This window comes from Sphingobium sp. DN12 (genome assembly GCF_051058005.1).
GTDB lineage: Bacteria > Pseudomonadota > Alphaproteobacteria > Sphingomonadales > Sphingomonadaceae > Sphingobium > Sphingobium yanoikuyae.
The window spans coordinates 121,401-142,649 of sequence record NZ_CP173718.1; the positions used below are offsets into that span (position 1 = coordinate 121,401).

At 58.7% G+C, this 21,249-nt stretch carries 17 protein-coding genes and 1 pseudogene; 16 read left to right on the forward strand and 2 right to left on the reverse strand.

Going from position 1 to position 21,249, the window contains the following annotated elements:
• Positions 1-28: 28 nt before the first annotated feature.
• The 14 genes and pseudogenes from ACI6S0_RS23975 to ACI6S0_RS24040 form a co-directional block, all read left to right on the forward strand.
• Positions 29-1,336 (forward strand): hypothetical protein, encoded by a 1,308-nt coding sequence (locus tag ACI6S0_RS23975; RefSeq protein WP_063976900.1) that lies wholly within the window; start codon positions 29-31, stop codon positions 1,334-1,336.
• A 104-nt stretch (positions 1,337-1,440) separates the two neighbouring features.
• Complete coding sequence (locus tag ACI6S0_RS23980) at positions 1,441-2,112, forward strand: DUF7007 domain-containing protein (protein WP_063976901.1); 672 nt, start codon at positions 1,441-1,443, stop codon at positions 2,110-2,112.
• A gap of 10 nt (positions 2,113-2,122) precedes the next feature.
• The gene (locus tag ACI6S0_RS23985; protein ID WP_063976902.1) at positions 2,123-2,692 is read left to right on the forward strand and encodes a hypothetical protein; all 570 of its coding nucleotides are present in this window, start codon (positions 2,123-2,125) and stop codon (positions 2,690-2,692) included.
• Entirely contained in the window at positions 2,689-3,894 is a 1,206-nt protein-coding gene (locus ACI6S0_RS23990) for a helicase HerA domain-containing protein (RefSeq protein ID WP_063976903.1), read from the forward strand. Before ACI6S0_RS23985 ends, ACI6S0_RS23990 begins: the two co-directional genes overlap by 4 nt.
• Entirely contained in the window at positions 3,891-5,123 is a 1,233-nt protein-coding gene (locus ACI6S0_RS23995; protein ID WP_063976904.1) for a hypothetical protein, read from the forward strand. Before ACI6S0_RS23990 ends, ACI6S0_RS23995 begins: the two co-directional genes overlap by 4 nt.
• Positions 5,124-5,398: 275 nt before the next feature.
• Positions 5,399-7,087: a sensor histidine kinase gene (locus tag ACI6S0_RS24000; protein ID WP_122129070.1), complete on the forward strand. Its 1,689-nt coding sequence runs from the start codon at positions 5,399-5,401 to the stop codon at positions 7,085-7,087.
• A gap of 1 nt (position 7,088) precedes the next feature.
• Positions 7,089-7,283: a hypothetical protein gene (locus ACI6S0_RS24005; RefSeq protein WP_063976906.1), complete on the forward strand. Its 195-nt coding sequence runs from the start codon at positions 7,089-7,091 to the stop codon at positions 7,281-7,283.
• A complete protein-coding gene (locus ACI6S0_RS24010) occupies positions 7,280-7,552 on the forward strand; it encodes a hypothetical protein (RefSeq protein ID WP_434406004.1) in 273 nt (90 codons plus the stop codon). The genes ACI6S0_RS24005 and ACI6S0_RS24010 overlap by 4 nt, the downstream gene beginning before the upstream one ends.
• Positions 7,553-7,662: 110 nt before the next feature.
• Complete coding sequence (locus ACI6S0_RS24015; RefSeq protein ID WP_434406005.1) at positions 7,663-8,955, forward strand: tyrosine-type recombinase/integrase; 1,293 nt, start codon at positions 7,663-7,665, stop codon at positions 8,953-8,955.
• Between the two features lie 32 nt (positions 8,956-8,987).
• Positions 8,988-10,790, forward strand: a complete 1,803-nt coding sequence (locus ACI6S0_RS24020) for a hypothetical protein (RefSeq protein ID WP_143840433.1) — start codon at positions 8,988-8,990, stop codon at positions 10,788-10,790.
• Positions 10,787-12,934 (forward strand): hypothetical protein, encoded by a 2,148-nt coding sequence (locus tag ACI6S0_RS24025; RefSeq protein WP_125999104.1) that lies wholly within the window; start codon positions 10,787-10,789, stop codon positions 12,932-12,934. Before ACI6S0_RS24020 ends, ACI6S0_RS24025 begins: the two co-directional genes overlap by 4 nt.
• Positions 12,921-13,382: a hypothetical protein gene (locus ACI6S0_RS24030; protein WP_048939543.1), complete on the forward strand. Its 462-nt coding sequence runs from the start codon at positions 12,921-12,923 to the stop codon at positions 13,380-13,382. Before ACI6S0_RS24025 ends, ACI6S0_RS24030 begins: the two co-directional genes overlap by 14 nt.
• Positions 13,383-13,948: 566 nt before the next feature.
• On the forward strand, positions 13,949-15,850 hold the full coding sequence (locus ACI6S0_RS24035; RefSeq protein WP_228167499.1) for an alpha/beta hydrolase family protein: 1,902 nt from the start codon (positions 13,949-13,951) through the stop codon (positions 15,848-15,850).
• Positions 15,851-16,077: 227 nt separating this feature from the next.
• Positions 16,078-16,407, forward strand: a pseudogene (locus ACI6S0_RS24040) (hypothetical protein); the annotation flags it as partial.
• 974 nt (positions 16,408-17,381) lie between these two features.
• On the opposite strand, the gene ACI6S0_RS24045 reads toward ACI6S0_RS24040, so the two are convergent.
• On the reverse strand, positions 17,382-18,215 hold the full coding sequence (locus ACI6S0_RS24045; protein WP_038293239.1) for an IS5 family transposase: 834 nt from the start codon (positions 18,213-18,215) through the stop codon (positions 17,382-17,384).
• A gap of 189 nt (positions 18,216-18,404) precedes the next feature.
• Between ACI6S0_RS24045 and ACI6S0_RS24050 the strand changes: the two genes are divergently transcribed.
• On the forward strand, positions 18,405-19,709 hold the full coding sequence (locus tag ACI6S0_RS24050; protein WP_125987621.1) for a hypothetical protein: 1,305 nt from the start codon (positions 18,405-18,407) through the stop codon (positions 19,707-19,709).
• A 264-nt stretch (positions 19,710-19,973) separates the two neighbouring features.
• Positions 19,974-20,447: an HlyD family secretion protein gene (locus tag ACI6S0_RS24055; RefSeq protein ID WP_234831487.1), complete on the forward strand. Its 474-nt coding sequence runs from the start codon at positions 19,974-19,976 to the stop codon at positions 20,445-20,447.
• Here the strand turns inward: ACI6S0_RS24055 and ACI6S0_RS24060 are convergent.
• On the reverse strand, positions 20,413-21,246 hold the full coding sequence (locus tag ACI6S0_RS24060; RefSeq protein ID WP_038293239.1) for an IS5 family transposase: 834 nt from the start codon (positions 21,244-21,246) through the stop codon (positions 20,413-20,415). The genes ACI6S0_RS24055 and ACI6S0_RS24060 overlap by 35 nt on opposite strands.
• Positions 21,247-21,249: the final 3 nt, after the last annotated feature.

Consider the following 21,249-nt stretch of genomic DNA (forward strand, 5'->3'; position numbering starts at 1 on the left):
GCAAGCTTTATGGAGTATCCTCACCGCCATGTGGCTTGTTCCGCGCGATACCAGGGGCCTTGCCTCCCGTTCCCCCGTCCCGGACGTGGTCCGCGAGGCGCTGGTGCGCTGGTACACCGGCGAGGGTGAGGACGCCGATCACCGCGCTTCGGTCATCATGGTGGTCAAGGCGCGCGACCATCACCAATGGATCGCCTGCGACTGCCTGGGAGAGGGGGCCGATCCCCCGCTGCTTTCACCGGCCTATCTCTCCGAAGCGGAAACCTATTATCTGCGCCGCCTGACCAGCATTCGCCAGCGACGCCCCGAACATCATGTCGATTGCCCCTTCTTCCGCGAACAGGCGCCGCCGCGTATCCGCGAACGGGCGACTGCCACGCCGCGATCGATCAACGAGCCTGACGGGCTCTTCTCCGCGCACCGCCTCGCCCCCGAAAAGCTGGCACAGCTCCCCGCCGATACCGAGCCCGACGATCGCACCCGCGGCGTCGCCATCCCACGGCTTGCCCGGCTGCTGTGGCTTCTCATGGAAATGGCGCACGTCAACGTCGTCGATCCGCTCGAGGTCGGGGAACCCAGGACGACATCGATGGCGAGCGAATTTGCCGCGTTGCGCCACGCCGCCGAGCGCGTTCAGATCGCACCGGGCATCCCGCTCGCGCGCCATCTCTACACCCACATCGATCCCTATGAGCGCGGCATCGTCTTCGCCAAACTTCGCGAGGCGGCTCGGAAATGGCCGAGCGAACATGCGCCGCAGGCGTTTCTGCTTCTCTACGCGACCGACGTCACCGGCTCGACCATCACCCTTGCAGAGGGCCGGGAACTCACGGTCAAGAACCGCATCCGGCATATCGGCGTCAATCAGCGCCGGATGGGACCGCCCTATCTGGTTCTGGCAGTCGTCGGTGAACATAATCCGCGCGAGGGCTATGCCGCGCTCCGCGCCTACGCCCAGCCTATCGCCCGACCCGCAAACTTTATTGCGGTGCATAATCTTGCAGAGCGCAAGACGATCGTCGGGCTGCTCGACCTTCAATATCGCTTCCGCCGCCGCGGCATCGGTGTCGGGTTCAAACGCCTCCTGTTCGATATCGCGACACGCGCGGGCGATCTGCGTCCCGATCTGCTTCTCGACCTGCGGGACTTCACCACCGGCGAGGTCATCGAATCCGCCCTCGAAATCGTGACCGGCGAGGATGCTGACACGCTCGGGCTGAAGCTGCGCCAGGTCGAGAAGCTGCGCGAGATCGCGCCTGTCGTCACCATCCACGCTGAGGATCTCGAAGGCGATGCGCTGGAAGCGGCCATTCTCGATCAGCTACGGATCGGATGAAACTGACTACATGACTTAACCCGTTATTCGAAAACTGCGCCCCGGGACGATCGAAGCCGAAGGAGAGAGGGAGAAACTGTCCGATCCACAAAGGGAGACGACAGATGACCCGATTTCAACCGAGCCTGCGGCCCGCAACCACGCCATGGGATATCCCCGACCGGGCCGAGCAGGTCTTGCCCGGCATCTGGCGGGTCTGGACGCCGAGCTATGGCGGCTACGTCCTTTCCGACGAGCGTCAAGCCGCAATGCCCGACGCCCTGCGACGCGACGATCCCTTCTACGAGGAGGATGTCGATTATGCGCTGGTTCTCTACGGCTTCGCCGACGAATTCCGCCGCCTGCCGATCCCCGGCATCGCTCTTCAGGTCGAGAATGCCCGCCGATCGGTGCGATGCTGGCATCCCGATCGCTGGAAAGACCTGACCGGCGAGGAGGTTTCGATCCACGACAGCCATGTCGTGCGACGGCGCGCCGCCTATCAGGCGATCATCGGCCAATATGAGAGCGTCTCGGCCTCGGGCTCCTGGGCCGACTGGGTGCCCGACGGCAAGGTCGGTTGCGTTTTCCGCCGCGTCGTGAGCGTCGATGCCCTGGGTTTTGCCCGCCACGAAGGCGAGCCCATCTACGGACTTGTCGACAAGGACCGCTACGAGCGCCGGCAGATGCCGGAGACCTTCGACAGCCTCGAAGCGATCCGCGTCGAAAGCACGGCACCGATCAGCAAGCAGGTGCCGGCCAGCGCGCTTGCCTCCCTCCTTCCCACCGCATCGTGAGGCACGAGCCATGAGCGTCTATCTCTATCTCTTTCACGGTCGCGACAACGCCGACCGGGACATGCAGGCATGGGGCAGCGAAGGGCCGGCCATCGGCCCCCTCAGCTATGTTCACACCACCTACGGGAGCGACGTAAAGATCTGCGCTCCCCGCGACGTCCTGGAAAAGTTTTTCCCGGATACGGACATTCATTTCCATGACGGATTTGGCCAACATGCCATCCAGATCGAGGGCGACTGCCTGCCCTATGGCGGCAAATTCTACGGCGACTGGTCAGTCTGCACCCAGGATCGCCTCCGTCCCCCGACAAAGGCGGTCAAGCCTGTCTGCGACCATTGCGGCAGCGACAATGTGACGAAGGACGCGGTCGCCGTCTGGGATGTCGAGACCCAGGCATGGGTGCTGCTGAGCACTTACGATTCCACGACCTGCCAGCAATGCGAACGGGAAAGCGACGACATGCTGGACTGGAAGAGCATGGACGGCGCGCCTGCGCCCGATCCCGACGCCATTGCCGCCCCGCCCGCCAACGATCCGGCACTGCCTGACGCCGATGTCGCCCCAAAGGACCGGACATGACCTCGCCCGCTTCCATTTCCGTCGCCGAGGCCGCGGCCAATCGCGTACCGCTCGGCCGCCACTCCACCGGATCGCTCGAACTCGATCTCGATCGCCTCCTTGCCGGACGGCTGCTGATCCAGGGCAGCTCGGGTGCCGGGAAGAGCCGGACGCTGCGTCGTATCATCGAGGAAGCATTCGATTACACGACCGTCGCCATCGTCGATCCCGAAGGGGAATTCGAAAATCTCGCACGGCATATCGGCGCGACCACGATCCGCGCGGTCGAATTGACCGCCGATGGCCTGACCGCCGCTGCCGCCCGAAGCCGCCGGCACCGTCTCTCCGTTCATGTCGATCTCACCGACCTCGACCCCGACCAGCGGATCATCAAGGCTGCCGCCTTCTTCGCGGGGCTTGTCGGCGCGCCGCGTGAGGACTGGGCACATACTGTTCTTGTGTGCATCGACGAGGGACATCTTCTCGCGCCCCATGTCGCAGGATCGGCGCGCGATGCCGAAGCCCGGCGGCTCGGGGTCGCGACCCTCACCGACCTTGCAGCCAGAGGACGCAAACGCGGTCTGGCAACCGTTATCGCCACCCAGCGGCTCGCCAAGCTATCGACATCGGTCGTGTCGGAACTTCAGAACTTCCTTGTCGGGCTGAATGTGTTCGACCGCGACATCGCGCGCGCGGCCGATCTCCTGGGCTTTGCGCCACGCGACGCAGACCTGTTGCGTAACCTTGCCCCCGGCGACTTCTTCGCGCTCGGGCCTGCACTGTCGGCGACGCCTGTCCTGGCACATATCGATCCGACCATTACCCAGCATGTGGGCAGGACACCGGAACTTCGCGCGGCAGCGGCGATCGAGGCCGATGAGGCAGCGCGGCTGCTGGATCTTGCCGGCCTTGCCGAGGTCGCCGATCATGGTCCTGGCATAACACTCAAGGGCACGCGCGCGCTCGACGCGTTCCTCCTCGATCCCTCCGCGACCGATGCCGCTGCCATAATGGACGCGCTCAAGCGCATTTCGCCCAACGCCAGCACGGCATGCGATCTGGCGCGGCACCTGTCCCTCGACGCCGATCGAACGGATCGCGCACTCAATCTCCTCTCGGCAATCGCGGCGATCGATACCATGCCAAGGGGCGATGACCGGATCGCCCGCCTCCATGCCAGGCTGCGCGCGCGGCTGAGCGATGTCGCTGTGGTGTCGCTATGACCGATCTTGCCCCCACCGTCGTCGAACTGGTCGCCTGTCCGGTGCGCCCCGAGCCCGAGGGCCGCCTGCCCGAAATGCCCTTCCGGCAAAATGCCTGGACCCCGCAGGAAGTCGCCACGCTCGAGACCGGCTTTCGCGCCGATATCCCGCTGGCCGAGATCGCCGCCGCCCTGGGGCGGGGTCTTGCCGGCGTTCGCGACAAGGTCGCAACGCTTGGCCTTCGCCGCCATTCCCAGCGTCCCTGGACGCCCGACGAGGATAACTGGCTCTCGCGCCACTATGGCTCACGCGCGACCGCGGACGTTGCCGCCGATCTCGGTCGCGCATGCAGCGCCGTCTATGCGCGGGCCGGGGTCCTGGGGCTCACCGAAGGCAACCCCCCACGCTGGACATCGTGGGAGGATGCCCAGTTGCGCGCTGGATATGCCGCCGCCGTCCCCATCGCCCAGATCGCGATCCTTATCGGCCGCCCGCTGTCAGGGACCGCGAGCCGTGCCAACAGTCTTGGCCTTCGCCATCCGGCAAAGCCCCCCGACTGGACCGAGGCCGAGGCCATGCTCACGCTGTCGCTGGCAGAAGAGGGGCATCGCTACGGCCACATCGCATCCCTGCTGGTCGAAGCAGGCTATTGCGAACGCAGCAAGATCGCAATCAAGGCGATCCTGCAACGCCTCGGCTACGGGCGGGGCTGGGGACGTTCATGGACACCCGAAGAGGACGCTCTCCTCACGCTTGCCTATCGGGAGGGCAAAAGCCTCACACCCCTCCTGACGCGTCTCGGGCGGACCCGTTACTCGATCCGCTGGCGCAGCGAATATCTTGGACTTCGCGGCACCCATGCAATGCGGGACGGCTTTCGCGGCGGTCCGGTCTGGTCCGACGACGATATCGCCACCCTGCGCGCGCTCTATGGCAAGATTCCAATGACCGAACTGGCGACGCGCATGGGGCGGACCAAGGCGTCGCTGTTCACGCGCGCCAATAACCTCGGCCTGGTTCATGGATATCAGAAGCCCTGGACGGACGACGAACGCCATGCGCTGAAGCGCGCCTACAACAATGGCGTCGCCTTTGCCGATGTCGTCACGGCACTGGGCCGGAACCATGCCGCCGTCCACAAATATGCTCAGAAGATGGGACTGCTGTTCGGCCGTCGACCGCGCTGCACGCCCCCACCGACACTCGACCAGATCCTTGCCATGGAAGATATCGCCGGAGACAAGCCATGAAGCCGCTCAGATCCCTGACAGACATCGCGACAGGCGAACCGATAGACCGCGATACCCGCCGCGCACGGCTTCTCGCCGCGCGCAGGGCTCCTGTCTGCGGTATCGTGCGCAAAGGCATTCTTGGGGGTCACTGGGACGGCGGCACCGTGGTCGGGGCTTTTCGAGGCGGGCGCGGGACATTCCTGCAAGAGCAGACGCTCCCCGGCGATCAGGAGAGGGGAGAGGGAACGAGCGGGGAGGCGTGAAGAAGCGCGCCAGCCACGAGGAGCGTCCCCATGATCCCAGCCACCATCGCAACCGCCGTCGCACCCGAGACCATCTCCAAGGTGACGCGGCTGTTCAACAACACCGCCTTCGACGTCATCAACGAACTGTTCCAGAATGCCCGCCGTGCCGGTGCGCAGTGCGTATCGGTGTCGATCCAGACATCGGGCGCCGACACTTTCCTCCATGTCGTCGACGACGGTCACGGCATTGCCGACCCCGCCTCGATCGTGACACTGGGTCGATCGGGATGGTCCGACGAGACCCGCCGCGCCGAAGATCCCGCCGGGATGGGCGTCTTCAGCCTCGCCGGGCGGAATGTCATTATTCGTTCCTACTCGCGGCCCGATCGCCAGGGCTGGATGGCGCACATCCCGGCCACTGCCTGGGAAACGAGCCGCCCGATCGCGATCACGTCCGATCCTATCGCCTGCGGGACCGCCATCACCGTCTGCGTGCAGGGCGAGTGGGTCCGCACCCTGCGCGACGACATTACGCGCGCCGCGAAACATTATCCGGTTGCCGTGCTCCTCGATGGAGAGGCCCTTCCCTACGAAGACTGGCTCGCCGACGCCGATCATGTCGAGGAATGGAACGGCACCCGGATCGGTGTCTTCCGGAAAAATCCCTCCCACTATTCCTCGCGCGATCACCGCCTCAACTTCCACGGCGTCACCATTCCCTGCGCCCTGCCTTTCGTCCAGGAGGTCGATCGCGGCGGGCACTGGATCGCCAAGGTCGACATTTTCGATGCGCCGCAGATCCAGCTCGTGCTTCCCGCACGCAAGGAAGTGGTCGAGAACGCCGCCATCGCCGACCTGCGGCACGCCGTCCACGTCGCCATCTTCCGGGCGATCGCCGCGCAGGACAGGCACCGGCTCTCGTTTCACGACTGGCGCGCCGCAAGAGACATGGGTGTTACTCTCCCCGAAGCGGCACCGTATCTCTTTACCTGGTCCGCGCCCGCGGCCGACAGCAGCCGCAATTACGAAACGGGCATGCGCGAAACCGATCCCGCCATGGTCCTGATGCCCGACTTCGACGCGCTGGTCGCCCAACCGGTGCAATCTGCGGTCGCGGCGCAAAACCCCTTCGGCGGACCGCTGGTCGAAGCCCAGGACGCCTTCACCGGCTATGGCTGGTACGACCGTCTCTCGCGCGTCGAGGACGTTGTCTTCCGCGTCACGCAGGGCGACCGCACCTTCACGATCTCCGACAGCAAGGAAGCGCCGATCGAAGCCGAGGACGGATTTGTCGAGGCAATCACGCTTTTAGCGACGATCGGTCAAGCCGGCGTCCTCGCCACCGTGGAATGCGCAGCCGATGTCGCGTTCGCGCCAGACCAGTTCTCCTGCAACTCTGTCGAGGAAACCCGCATCTTCGTTCGCCGCGGCACCGCCATGACCGCGCAGGACGTTGCCGATCTGTTTGAAAATGCCATTTTCTACGCCAGCGAAGACAGCAACGCGGACAGCTACGAGACCCAGCAGGAGCGATTTCGCGCCGACGCGGCCGAACGCATCATCGGTCTGCTCGAAGGCGACGACGCGGCGCTCGAAAACAGTATCCGCGCGCGGCTTTTCAACCATCGTCACCTTCTTCCCGAGGACCGCACCGTCACCATCGTCATGAGCCGCAACCGGCTCGACATCGCCATCGCGCCCCGCGCATCCGGGACGTCTGATCCCGAGGTCGCCTGAAATGGCGCGCTACAATCACGCGTTCACGATCGCGTTCAGCACTGTGTCGAGCGACGCCAAGGGCGAGGATCTCGACCCCGACGCACTCAAGGCGGCCCTGCAAGCGCGCATCGCCGAACTCGATCGCGAAGGCACCTGGATCGAGGCGGTCGGTCCCCCATTCGACAGCTATCTCGAGCCGGAGGAATCGTCATGACAATGCCCATCCCGGGGCCTCCGGTGGTCCTCGCTTACGGCATCGGCGTGGACAGCACTGCGCTGCTTCTCGAGCTGCATGCTCGCGGGGCAACTCCCGACCTCGTGCTGACAGCCGACACCGGGAACGAGAAACCGGAAACATACGCCTATCTCGACGTCATCGGCCCCTGGATGCGCGACCGGGGCATCCGGCACGAGATCGTCTCGTACACGCCAAAACGGTTCAAGCACTGGCCGCCCTATTACGGCATCCTGGAAAAAATATGAAGTGATCCCTCTGGTGTGCGTTTCGCGGCGGCCTGAGACCGGCTGACAGCAAGCGCATTTCGCCGGACGAGGTATCCGGGTAATCTGGCTACACGCGAAGGGGGTGCCACTTGGAGAGCCGTCTCAGCCTTGCGTCTTTGCCGAAGGATGTGCTCGTTTTTCTGAACGGGCCGGCGGCATACGGCCTCAAGAAGGGAGAACCGGCCCTATTTGACGCCCAGACCTTACGCCTGCTCGAGTTCCCGACCTTCTTCATCCGCCGTCACTATGTTGAGAGTGGGCGTAGAGCGTCACCACATACTTGGCGTGATGCTGCATTCGCTATGGCGAGCTGGATCGAGTTCCTTGCTGATCTCGGCATTCCGGATCTGCACATTGCTGGCCGCCCGGAACTCGTTGCCTATCGCGAGATGTATGAGACCGGTGTCTCGCCCTTGACCAAGCGTCCATATGCAGCTGGAACCATTGCGAACCGTATGTCTGTGATCGCGGCATTCTATGAGCGGTCATTTGAATGGGGGTGGCACAGCGACGCCTCCATACGCCAGCTCTCGACATGGTCACCTTTCCGGCCGCCACTGGATCGTTCGGCATTGTCGCATCTCGGTCGAGTTGATCGACCCCGGTACTGGACTGATCTCGCACCGAAGCGGCGCCCCCACAAATCGACGATACGCCCTTTCATGGCGGCGGAGATTCCCGCATTTCTGCAGGCTCTGGGGCCGCGGGCAACGGAGCAAGTATCTGATCCACGTCCATGTCGTGACAGACTGATTGGCGATTTCGGCCTGTTTGTTGGCCTTCGTAACGACGAGCTCCATCAACTCACCCATTATCAGATTGAAAGCATGCGACCGGATAGAGCGGCACCCGCCGCTGAGCAGCCTCTGTCCATCATCGGTAAAGGGCGCAAGAGGCGGATGGTGGCCGTTCCGAACTGGCTCGTCCTCGATGCTTTGACGTACATTACGACAGAGCGCGCTGCTGCTCTTCTTGCCCGAGAAAACTGCGCTGCCGAACCTCCAAATCTTTTCCTGTCTGGGCTGGAAGCCAATGCGCCAGGTCGCCCGATATCTCACCGGCGTTTCCAGCAGGTGATCGAGGAGGCATGCCTTCGTACCAACCTGATACTAAAGGAGAACGTCACCGATCCAGGAACGGGCCAGATATTCGTACGCGAGAGGGCCAGTCACTGTGTCCACGATCTTCGACATACCTATGCTGTGCTCACCTATTGGTTCGAGAAGCGGAACGGTAATCCTGAACCGTGGAAGAAGATTCAAGCCCAACTTGGTCACGCGCAGCTGACAACGACGATCAACACCTATCTCTCATTTGTCGAGATATTTGGCCAGCACGGACATTTTTTCGACGCTCGGCGATTGCTGGGGATCGAACCTTGAGAAGCCCTCGCACTCCATCGATTGCAGCGTTGTTGCGCAAGCAGGCAGAAGCCCCCGGCAGCCTCGTTCCATTCGAAGGGCGGCGCAATCTTCCGGCACCTTCATCGGCTAAGACCATCGTCACCTTTCCGCGCGCCGGATTGCCTCCGCTTTCCATTGAACTAGATTTTCTCAACAATCATCCCCGATTGATCGAACCCATCACTCACGGGTTCCGCCTTTGGGGTGCTTCACACGCTGATAAAACGAAGATTCATCGAAAGCGCGACTTAGCCGTGGGGTGGTTCGGATTCCTCCAGCAAACGGGACGGGCCGATCTTACACTGGCTGATTTCGATAAATCCCTGATGCTGACCTTTATCTCATGGCTGAACAGCGACGAAGCTAGCCGGCACGGGAATCTCCTCCAACCTTCAGTGAGATCCGCTCGTTTCTACGCATTGATCGCAATCGTGGAAGCCTTACGGGATGATCCGGGCTGGGGTTTGCATGCGCAAGGGGTGATCGCCGACGTGCCGAGAAACCTGTGGGTCGGTCGAACGCGCAAGACCAGCCCGAGGCCCCGGCTTTCCAAGGATCATCTCGCTCGGATCATTTCGGCTGCCGAAGGGGAGGTATTTGCGATTGCAGGGCGGCTGCAGCGAGGAGAACATCTCCTCGCCAAGGGAAGAGAAGCTCTTTGTCTCGGCGGCTCATACCGGAAAGACCAGGGCCTGTGCCTCGCCGCATTGGAGTGCATGTACCCGGGAGTTATACCGAACTTTCAAGTTATCCGTCGACATGACACAGCTATTGGGAACGCTGCTCGGATTCTTGGCCGCGAAGAGACCGCAGGCTATTTCTACGCCAGCGGCCGCGACCTCGTTCCTTTCGTTCTGCTCCTGTCTGTCGCGACCGCGTTCAACAGCGACACGATCTTAAGCCTCGAATGGTCCAATATTGCATTCGGGAATCGGTTTGGGCAGCAGTTCGTTCGGATTGTCGGGAGCAAACCCAGGGCTGCCACTGATCCGGTCGCAACATTGGATGCGACTGCCGGAGACGGTACTAATGCCGCCCAGCTTTTCGACCTCCTGAGACGTCTGACCGAACGTCTGCGTCCACACATTACTGACCCACGCGATGAGGATCATGTCTTTCTGTTCGTACCAGAGCGCGGCGACAAGCGCGTAACCTCCTTCGGTCGCGACGACCGCGATACCCAGGATTCAAAATGGCGCCTCGCCTTGCGCAGTTTTATCAAGGACCATGGGTTGGAACCGTTCTATCTGGCCCAAATTCGCCCGACCATTCTCGATGAGATACAGGTGACAACCGGTGATATCCTCGCTGCACGCGCGGTTGGTCAACAGCAAGATCCGCAGACCCTCTGGCGCCACTATACCTCTAACGGTACAATCCAGCGGTATAATGAGCGACTTGGAGAAGTTTTCCTTGCACGTGAACGATGGCGTGAGACTCATGGTGTTATCGACCCGCGCTCAAGATTGCTTGCACCCGCGATGGATCGCGGCGCGGCAACGCCCGGCTTCATCTGCCTTGACCCTATGGACAGCCCACTGCCTGGGCAGCGCCGTGGGCGATTGTGTAATGCTTATGGCCATTGCCCCAGCTGCCCATTAGCTGCGGCAGAAATTGGGAAGGCTGCCAATGTGGCGCTGTACCAGGGGCTGCGTCAGGCGATATATGCGGCCCAGCCAAGTGTTGGACCAAAGGCCTGGGTCGCCCGTTGGGCGCCGATCCTCCTAGATGTCGACGCTCTGCTGCAATTTGTCGACCCTGTGATCGCCGCGACAGCCTCGCGGCTGAACGTCAAGCTACCCACCGTCGGATGACGGCCTTCGCGACCCTGTCGAGCAACTCCAGGCTCCACCTGCGCCATGATGCAGATCTTCGCGATGCGCCAGTATCCCCGTCGAGCAAATGGGGTGATGCTCGCTGGTTCTTCGACAATCCGGTGCCTGGCGCCCCTTCGTCGGCAAGCATGCTCTCTTGGGATCTGATCCTCCCTGATGGTCGCAATCTGCTGGACGAACATCATAACAACCTGCTCGACTGGCTGCGTCGTCTCGCATGGTCGCTCTTTGCTTCGCCCGGTAACAATGCTCAACCTCTCTCACCGGGTTCTGCGTCGACCACCTCAACCGGGCTACGTTACTTGGCATCCTGGTTGGTTCAAAACAGCTATGACAAACCGGATCAGCTCGATCCTGCAGCGCTCGCATCATATCGTGACGACCTCGCTTACTCCCTTGCCGAAGACTCCGACGGCGATGACCTAAGTCAAGCCCAGGCTAACCTTCGTCTTCGGCCCATAATCGCATTGTGGCAGCAGCGTGGGGAACTTTCCGCGGCAGGCATCGCTCCGATGCCGCAGATTCCATGGGGAGGGCGAGGCGCCATCGAGATGGCTAGGGAGGTTACTGCGAGGGCGGACGGATACACGATGCCGCTGCCTGACGAGATTGCCATTCCTGTTCTCAACAGGGCCGCTGATTTCCTGGGCCAACCCACAGATGACGTCCTGAGACTGCAGGCTCAATGCGATGCCATCAATGATCGCGAACCGACCGATCATCACACCGGTCCCGGAACGTCCGAGGTGTATAAAAAGGAACTTCGAGGCGAAGCCTTGAAGGCCTTCATATTCAGCAGGAATCCCCAAACAGGAGAGCCTTGGCACGATCGATTGGAGATCATCACGAACGAACGCGGAGAACTCATCTACCCGGCACAACGCTTCAGGCAATTGCTCTTGGCCGTACGCAATGCGGCAGCGATCACCATTCAAGCAGGCACCGGCATGCGGATATCTGAGATTTGTGGGCTTCCTGCTGGAATGGATGACCAATCTGGCTTGCCGCGTTGCGTGCGCGTCGTACCCAGCTTCACTGGGTTGAACGAGATTTTCCTGATCCGGACTGTTATCTCGAAGATGGAGGACACCCCTAGAGAAGTCGACTGGCTTGCTGGAATGCGACCGAAGGGGGCGTCCGATTTGCCGCTGCCGGTCCGGGCAATCATCATTTTGGATCAGTTACTTGCACGCTACCGGCAGATGCTTCGGTCCGATCGCCTCCTGGTACAATTCACGAACCTCAGAGGGTTGCCGGTCAGGTCGGCATCTGTAGCCCAAATTCGATCCATGTCCCTTCTGAAAGGTATGCGTGATTTTGTCGAAGAGTGGGTAGATTTCACTTCACTCCCCAACCAATCGGAGCATCCGGCCGAAGATAATGACCTTGTCCCGTACAAGAACACCAACGGCCGCTGCATTCGCAGCCACCAATTCAGAAAATTCTATGCAAACTTCGCCCTGAGTGTTGATCCTCGCCTCCTTCCGGCAGTGCAAATGCATTTTCACCATATCAGCCAGGCGATGACCGAAGGGCATTACTGGGGCACCAATCTTCTGCAGATTGAGCCGCTGTCCACGACGCAGCGCCAACATACCGCGCTTCTCCTGTACGAACTTGCCACCGGCAAAACGCTGGTATCCGGGCGCATGGGCGACCAACTTCAGGCCTCGATTGAAGAATTGCGCACCAAAATAGGCGTCCGAGGCGGAGGCGAAGGGTGGCGCAATGCAATCTCTCTCGTGTTCGAATATGATATCAGGCTGTGGTTCGCACCCCATGGCAAATGCCTCCCCCTTGTTCCGCAGGCGATGAGATGCCACCAACTCGCCGGCACATCTTCCTGGCTGAATAAAGAGCCGAACTATGAGACACGGGAGCCCGGCGTGTGCGCCGGCTGCCCATCCTTCGTAATAGATTCAAAACACCGTACTTTCTGGGAGGATCGCTTCCTCGCCAACATGACGGCTTTCCGAGCCGCGGTACGCGCAGGTAACGGCGACACGTTCCGGGTCATCGGCGATCGAGCTGCCCAAGCCCGTGCGCTACTTGTTGCGATTGGCGCTGACATCGGTGCGCTGGAAGCACGCGTCGATATGGAGGCGGTGGATGGCAGAGAATAGGAGACGAGCAGAGATCGAAACCGATTTCTTGATGGCAATCGAACGCTTGGTGAGCGGCAGACCGACCCATCCGGCGCTTAAGAAAAGGAAAGAGGAGACTGGCAGGCTTGCGATCAACATTTCGAATGTGGCGCTCGAGGCTGGCCGGTCTCGGACATTGATCGCAACGAGAGATACCACCTATCCAACCGTCAAGCACCGCCTGATGGAGCTGGCAAAACCTCATGCTTCGCGTGGGACAGCAACTACCATCATCGATTTACGAGCCGAACTTTCCGAGACCCGGAAGCAACTCAAGATGGCGTTGGCCGAAGCTGCCGGGCACTTTCATGCTCGCGTGAATGCCGAGCGCGACGCGGCGCGTTGGCGCCAAGCTTATGAACGGCTTTCTTCGAAAAGGGGCAGTGACGCAAATATCGTTATGTTGAAATCACCGCCGGCACAGTGACCGTTGCGATCTGTAGTGGTGACATCCGGCTCGGTGGCAACAAGCCGAAAATCTTGCCTTTAAAAAGATAGGCGCCTCTATTGATAGGCCATATTCACTGCTGGGATCAAAGTTGGGGCATGCGCAGATCATTTTACGTCTCACTGGCCTTTATGGCCATCACTTTGGTCTCCGGAACGGCAAATGCGGCCCCCCTGACGATAGACGATGTCCTTCGCACGGTAGCTATGGAGCAGGTCGCCGCCTCTCCCGATGGAGAGGACCTTGCTGTCGTTGTGCAACGGCCAGCCGGAGAGGGGGAAGTGGCCGGTCGCACCTTTTATGAAGTGGATCCGTCCCGCGCCGATGTCTGGCTTGTTCGGCGAGATGGGTCTGACCGTCGGAACCTCACTGATGGGCATGCGGCAGCGGCAGGAAACTGGTGCGCGCAGTGGAGTCCAGACAGTAAAAGGATCGCCTTTCTATCGACCCGCCCCGAAGGAGCCGAGCCACATGGCGGGGATGCCGTTCGCCTATACATGTGGACCCGCGCTACAGACGGGATCCGGCGCATTTCGCAGCAGCCCATGATGACCATGACGCGTTACGGCTCTCCGCTTAATGCGCTGGACTTGCGTGGAGGAGCAGACGCGAAGCGCCAGTCGCTGGGATGTACACCCTCGGAGGGGGCAGGCGAACGCGCACCATTTCTCTGGCTCGACGAACACAGGTTGCTCGTCCTGCAGATGCCCGCCGGGCAGAATTCTTCACTGCTCACCCAGAACACGCGCGCACTGGAATTTGCCGGTGAGGTCGCCCAAACGCTGCGGGATGGAACGACAAGCACCGTCGACGTCGCCGACAGCGGCAGAGAAAATCTCTCTGGCACACGAGAACAGTATCAGGTGGAAATCTCGCTGATTGATGCAGCGAGTGGCGAACGGCAGCTTCTGGCTAGCGTCCCAGCCTTTCCTTTTCGCGGAATGCTCTCCCTAGTGGTGTCCCCGGACCGCAAAACAGCGGCTGTCCTGGCCCCTGCTGGCGTGATCCCGCCGCAGGAAGTCGGGCCGAAACCTCTTAACAACGATGAAACCGCATCGGATAAGCGGCTCATCCTCATCGACCTTACCGCCAAGTCTCCCCCGCGCCGGGTCACGGTGCCGGAAGAGGCACGCTATCCACTGGACCTGCTTGACTGGTCTCCTGACAGTACCGCATTGCTTTTGCGCGCGCGGGCGTCCGGCAGTACCCGCGACGTGCGTGTGTTTCGTCTCGATGCAAGTTCCGGGAAAGTCTCTTCCGTCGCCCCAAACTTTGTCGATCGGACTTGGGACGCCGGTCCGGTTGACCACGAGCTCTCTGCCCGATGGCTCAAAAACAGCTCCCTGCTCATACGCGGCCGGCAGATTTCAGCCAGCGAGGGAACCGAAACTTGGTGGTATCTGTCGGAAAGGAGCAAACCGCGTCCAGCCTCTCCCCCGACCAAGTCGAAGCGTCTTGATTTACCCTCAGGCGCACAGCTTCTCGCTCAGGACAGGTACGGTTCGATATGGCGGGAACTGACTGATCGGGGGGTGGTGCTACAAGGAAGGCCGGCCGGCACCGATCGGACGCTGGAGCTTTTCCGGGTCAACCACCATCTGGCCTCCATCGACTGGGGGGCAATTTCCACGATCGATTATGTCAGTGAAGGCGGAGCACCGCTGAAGGCCCTGGTGATCCATCCGCCCGGACACCGTCGAGGGCAAAGCCACCCAGTCTTGGTCTGGGTTTATCCGGGCACCATGATCCGGGGCAAGCAAGACTATTGGGATGACCGCCTTCTGCCCGGAATCTACAACCTTCAACTTTATGCAGCGAAAGGATATACGGTCCTCGTCCCATCCATGCCGCGCGCACAGGAGCTATCCGGTGGCCCCTACCTCCATATGAAAGAAGGGGTGCTGCCGGCTGTGGACAAACTCATCGAACTGGAAGGGAGCGACCCGAGACGTGTCGGGCTCTTTGGGCAGAGTTTCGGCGGCTACGCTACCTACTCCCTTGTTACGCAAACCGGCCGCTTCGCGGCAGCCGCCGCTATCGATGGGATCGCGGACATGCACACGACGTACGGAGCGTTTGATCGCAGCGGCGACGGTTGGCCAGGCATTGCTCAGGACAAGGGAGTTAATCCCACGATCGTGACGACTGCCATGCGCATGCCAGCACAGGCCTATCGTGATCCAGGGATTTACGCGGCCAATTCGCCCATCATGTACACTTCAACGATCCATACCCCGCTGCTCATGGCGCACGGCACATTCGACATACGGGGAAGCGTTGCCGAAGCCGAGGAGATGTTTACATTGCTTGATCAGCAAGGAAAGCCGGCGCGCCTGCTGCGCTATCACGGAGAGAACCATTCTATTGCGCTTTCCCCTGCAAATGTACGCAATCTCTACGATGAGCTAATCGCCTGGTTTGATCTTTATTTGAAAAAGCAGCAATGACATCAGATGCGGGTATCCCTTCAATGATCTGCACAGATCAATGGTCAGCATGCCGCCTTTAGCGGTTACGATCGGTAGAGTTGCAAAGTGCAGTAGCGCTTTGCAACTCTACCGATCGTTCAGATTGTTCATGAACACCGCGGGCAGGTAAATTGAGAATAAGCCCCTGATATCCACGGCAGCAAACGCCATCATAGACAACTTGACTTCATATTTTCGAGATGTGCCTGACCAACGCGACGCTGCCGAGCAAATCGCTCGGCGGCTCCAGTTGCAGCCTCAAATACAAGAAAGCGCCGCAGGACGCGTTCCTCAAGACCTGGCAACCGGCGATCGAGGCATGGAGCAGGGGTCAGCGGGTCATACGCCTCATCGGCTACGATGCCGGACCCCGCGACACTGCGCGCGCCAATCATGCGCTCTCGATCGACGATCCCCTCTATCGGTGCGATTACCCCCTGCGCCGCTGGAACTGGGATCGGGCAGACTGCACCGCCCGCATCGTCGCCGAAGGCCTGCCCGTGCCCCCCAAGTCGGCCTGCTTCCCTTTATGTTTGCAGATGGTGTCTCGTCTCACCGCAACCCTTTATTTATGGGCTACAAAATTATCCGCCGTTTGAGACGATCCGAGGCCATTGAAGCGCTCGGGACAGTTGCAAAGCGCTACTGCACTTTGCAACTGTCCCGAGCGCAACCGCCGAAGGCGGTGCGACTCGTCGCGGCGGCATCCGGAATGACTTTGCTGAGCGGAAGAAACTGACTTGCCATTGCCCGTCGGGACTTGCTGATGCGGCCTTGATCGTTGCGCCGACAGATTGGGAAATGTCTGTTACGCGCCCAAGTTGGTCGTACGGCTCGCGTCTTCCTGCGCTGTTGAGCCGAACGACAGCTATGACGTGGTCTGGGACAAACCCGCCCTTCGTGGGCTTGACCTTGAACGACGGGTTTCGGATGAACCTGCCGCTCGAGAGGCTGCCCCCGGATGTTTTCAAGAATATCTACCATTCTCTCGCGCAATTTTTCTTTTATACTAACCAATATGTAACAGGGTAATTAGTCAATTTGCGTTTTGCGAAAGTCTCAGATATTCTGAAGTTCTTAGCTGCTTCTCCTTCTTGCAGAGTGATGGGTTCCGTTCGGCATTCCAATGCATTGGGCATACTGGATCGTATAGATTCGGATCCTCATTGACGACCTCGACCGCAAACGCCGATTGGACATAAGGATCATCTATTCTCCGGCTACTGTCCCTCGTGTTTGCACGAGGAGCACCTAATGCATCCGCTTGAGCAGTATTCAAATGCACAAAATTGTCATCCGTGTATCCAGGCATACGTGGACTGGCGTAAAGTGTAAGACGGCGGCCTTTATAGATAATGTTCACCGCCCGGTTCGCATAGCCAAAGGATGGACTTACATTTACGGTGAACCTTTTTGGCTCTTCCTCACCAGAAGGTACTCCAATTTTGACAGGAATCCCCACGTCGTTAAACGGAGGCTCCCGTTTCTCAGAGCCCGATTCAAAAGTTTCTCAGGCGTAGCAATACCTTGCGGTTCTGCGGATGAGCATGCGGATAGAAGCGATCATAGCCCAGGCGGTTGAAGAGGCGATGGTCGCTTCCCAGTCCTTTGCGAGGCGGCGACACCGTCCCAGCCAGGCGAAGGTGCGCTCGACGACCCAGCGGCGCGGGAGGACTTCAAAGCCCTTGGCTTGATCAGATCGTTTGATGATCTCGATCACCCAGTTCCCGGCTTTGGCGAGTGCCGTTCTGAGCTTGTCACCGGCGTAGCCACCATCGGCGAAGATATGGCGCAGCCAAGGGAAGCGCTGGCAAATCCTTTTGAGCACGTCGACGGCGCCATCCCGGTCCTGAATATCGGCGGTGTGCACGAGGATGGAGATCAGAAAGCCGGAGGTGTCGGTCAGGATATGACGCTTTCGACCTTTGACTTTCTTGCCTGCGTCATACCCACTCGGACCGCCGCTCTCGGTCGTTTTCACGCTCTGGCTATCGATGATGCCCGCACTGGGAGAGGCTTCGCGCCCCTCGATCTCTCGCAGGTTCATGACCAGCAGCGTGTTCATCACCTCAAACAATCCCGCGTTACGCCAGGCGTAGAAATAGCGCCGGACCGTCGAGACCGGTGGAAAGCACTTGGGCAGCAGGCGCCAGGCACATCCGGCCGAGGCCAGGTAGAGCAACGCGTTGGCCACTTCACGCATATTCGTGCTGCGACGCCGACCGCCGTGCTTTGCCGGAGGAATGAACGGTGCCACCAGCGCCCACTCTCTGTCCGTCATGTCGCTTGGATACCGCAGTCCTTTGCGGCTATGCTCATCTCGAGCAATGCCAGTCCATGCCATTGATCACTCCATCTCTCGCAAGGACGGCGTGAATCATAACATGCTGGTATTGCTCAACAACTTTTGGATCGGGCTCTAAGTTCCTAATATCGAGGTCGGATGATTTCGTATATAACAACAAGCCTCACGTGTATCTGCATGAATTTGACAAGATTGCCAATTTAGTTATGGCTGAGGAGCCGAAAATTCATGAATTCATACATTCGTCAGTTGTTCCTGAGTAAATTTGGTGTCGGTACGTTTGGTATCGGCGCCATGATTGCGGTGTGTGAGTTTGGAGAAGCTTCAGATTTGAATAAATGTAGTTCTAGATTTACCGAAGAACCATTTAACATATTTAAATGGGATTTAGACGATTCACTTTGCTATCTTCGCGATCGGATTGACCTACGGCACTATGCTGCCAAAGAGGATTCAGGTGTAGGCTTTGATATTGCCATGCGCCAGGCTGAAAACAATGCCATGGTTGGAAGATACAAAGACTCCATGGCTATATACAACTCAGATAAGCCAGCCCAAAAATTGAATATAATTAATTTCATTGATGGGGCCGAAGCGCGCGACGCTGAGACTTATATAACAGAAAAAGCAAAAGATGCTGACATTGTCCTATTTAACGAATCCCATTTCGATTCAAGTCATAGATTTTTTGTCGCAAAAATCTTAAAGAAACTTCGATCCATCGGATACACAAAAATAGCTGCTGAAGCATTTAATGCCGATAAAGTAGAATTTGAAAACTCGGTATCGCTACCGGATGTTAATGGAAAAGCCGGAAAGTATGTCCGTGACCCTGTATTTGCAAATTTGGTTCGACTGGCTAAAAAATTAAATTATAAATTAATAGCATATGAACTTACCGATGAAGAACAAGATATTGCTAGCAATTCTGGAAATTTTGTAAGATTTCGTGAGAAAAATCAAGCAAAAAAGCTGCATGATTCCATAAAAGAAATTAGAGGAAAGACCATTGTTATAGCTGGATTCGATCATATTGTTACATCAGTCCGTGATGATGGGGAAAAGATGATGGCTGGATACCTAATAGGGTATCACTACCGCCTACTTTCTATTGATCAAGTTGCAGCTAATGGTCGAATGCGTAACAATGATTGCTCTCAACGAGCAATGTGGACTAAGCCGGTGATATTTACAAAGCACGGCAGGGCTGTTACGTTTCCACCTTATGCGGGCCAAGTTAGCGCCTCTGTAGTACATCCTTGCGTTTCATTTAGCGCTAATGTTCCAAACTGGAAAGATTTTCGGATTTTTTTCGTCGGGCAGTTTCGTGAGTTTAAAGAATTTGACCATTCCAAAACCACTCTTTTGCAATCGTTTAGGAAAGGTCAAGATATAGAATCCGTTCCCATAGACCAAGTAATTTATGAGCCTGGTGAAGAAAAACCGAGAATATGGACAACGTCGGGCGGACGAGTGATTGTAAAATATTTTTCTGATCATAGAGGAATTGAATTAATTGGCTCTACAATGTAATTTATCTACTAAATCTATATTTATAGAGGTTTTCATGAGGCTATGTTTCGGAAAGACGTTTCAGACTCCTCAATAAATAAGCTTCCAGGCAACGTCGAAATATTCGTTCCGGTGTCTTGGCAATTAGTAGGATATTTTATTGTAGGGATTGTATTATCCTGTTTGATATTTCTATCATTGGCCAGCTATACTCGGGTTGAGATAGCGTCTGGTTCGATAGTCCCAGCGGCAGGTATATCGCTAATTGTTCCTGGGAGAAGTGGCGTGATCGCGTCGCTGCCTGTGGAAGAGGGGCAGGAGGTGAAGTCAGGAGCTTACTTGGCCCTGATACGCGCAGAGGAAGATAGCGCGAGCATTGAAACTCCCGCTGTGCGGGTGGAATCTGCCATCGCCGCGCAAGATTCTCAACTCTTCGCCCAGGAAATTGCTACCGAAGAAGCTGTAGGCGCACAATTGCGGCAGTTCGCGGCGCAACATGCCGGTCTCGTAGAAGAGGTAAAACATCTCCAATCGCAGATTGCGATTCAGCAAAATCTCGTCTCATCGGCTCATCGCGAACTCGATCGGATACGTCCGGTTGCTGCAAGGGGGTTCATAAGCGTCCGGGACATGCAACAACGGGAAGAGGCGCTACTTGTTCGTCAACAGGGGCTTTCACAATTGGCACAGGCTCTTGCCGCTAAGAGCCCGATTCAAAAGTTTCTCAGGCGTAGCAATACCTTGCGGTTCTGCGGATGAGCATGCGGATAGAAGCGATCATAGCCCAGGCGGTTGAAGAGGCGATGGTCGCTTCCCAGTCCTTTGCGAGGCGGCGACACCGTCCCAGCCAGGCGAAGGTGCGCTCGACGACCCAGCGGCGCGGGAGGACTTCAAAGCCCTTGGCTTGATCAGATCGTTTGATGATCTCGATCACCCAGTTCCCGGCTTTGGCGAGTGCCGTTCTGAGCTTGTCACCGGCGTAGCCACCATCGGCGAAGATATGGCGCAGCCAAGGGAAGCGCTGGCAAATCCTTTTGAGCACGTCGACGGCGCCATCCCGGTCCTGAATATCGGCGGTGTGCACGAGGATGGAGATCAGAAAGCCGGAGGTGTCGGTCAGGATATGACGCTTTCGACCTTTGACTTTCTTGCCTGCGTCATACCCACTCGGACCGCCGCTCTCGGTCGTTTTCACGCTCTGGCTATCGATGATGCCCGCACTGGGAGAGGCTTCGCGCCCCTCGATCTCTCGCAGGTTCATGACCAGCAGCGTGTTCATCACCTCAAACAATCCCGCGTTACGCCAGGCGTAGAAATAGCGCCGGACCGTCGAGACCGGTGGAAAGCACTTGGGCAGCAGGCGCCAGGCACATCCGGCCGAGGCCAGGTAGAGCAACGCGTTGGCCACTTCACGCATATTCGTGCTGCGACGCCGACCGCCGTGCTTTGCCGGAGGAATGAACGGTGCCACCAGCGCCCACTCTCTGTCCGTCATGTCGCTTGGATACCGCAGTCCTTTGCGGCTATGCTCATCTCGAGCAATGCCAGTCCATGCCATTGA

Bases quoted from the DNA above. Each gene is read 5' to 3' on its own strand.
- ACI6S0_RS24060 (WP_038293239.1), bottom strand. From the start codon at position 21,246: ATGGCATGGACTGGCATTGCTCGAGATGAGCATAGCCGCAAAGGACTG.
- ACI6S0_RS24025 (WP_125999104.1), top strand. From the start codon at position 10,787: ATGACGGCCTTCGCGACCCTGTCGAGCAACTCCAGGCTCCACCTGCGC.
- ACI6S0_RS24000 (WP_122129070.1), top strand. From the start codon at position 5,399: ATGATCCCAGCCACCATCGCAACCGCCGTCGCACCCGAGACCATCTCC.
- ACI6S0_RS24005 (WP_063976906.1), top strand. From the start codon at position 7,089: ATGGCGCGCTACAATCACGCGTTCACGATCGCGTTCAGCACTGTGTCG.
- ACI6S0_RS23995 (WP_063976904.1), top strand. From the start codon at position 3,891: ATGACCGATCTTGCCCCCACCGTCGTCGAACTGGTCGCCTGTCCGGTG.
- ACI6S0_RS24010 (WP_434406004.1), top strand. From the start codon at position 7,280: ATGACAATGCCCATCCCGGGGCCTCCGGTGGTCCTCGCTTACGGCATC.
- ACI6S0_RS23980 (WP_063976901.1), top strand. From the start codon at position 1,441: ATGACCCGATTTCAACCGAGCCTGCGGCCCGCAACCACGCCATGGGAT.
- ACI6S0_RS24050 (WP_125987621.1), top strand. From the start codon at position 18,405: ATGAATTCATACATTCGTCAGTTGTTCCTGAGTAAATTTGGTGTCGGT.
- ACI6S0_RS24030 (WP_048939543.1), top strand. From the start codon at position 12,921: ATGGCAGAGAATAGGAGACGAGCAGAGATCGAAACCGATTTCTTGATG.
- ACI6S0_RS23990 (WP_063976903.1), top strand. From the start codon at position 2,689: ATGACCTCGCCCGCTTCCATTTCCGTCGCCGAGGCCGCGGCCAATCGC.
- ACI6S0_RS23975 (WP_063976900.1), top strand. From the start codon at position 29: ATGTGGCTTGTTCCGCGCGATACCAGGGGCCTTGCCTCCCGTTCCCCC.
- ACI6S0_RS24045 (WP_038293239.1), bottom strand. From the start codon at position 18,215: ATGGCATGGACTGGCATTGCTCGAGATGAGCATAGCCGCAAAGGACTG.
- ACI6S0_RS24035 (WP_228167499.1), top strand. From the start codon at position 13,949: ATGATGACCATGACGCGTTACGGCTCTCCGCTTAATGCGCTGGACTTG.
- ACI6S0_RS23985 (WP_063976902.1), top strand. From the start codon at position 2,123: ATGAGCGTCTATCTCTATCTCTTTCACGGTCGCGACAACGCCGACCGG.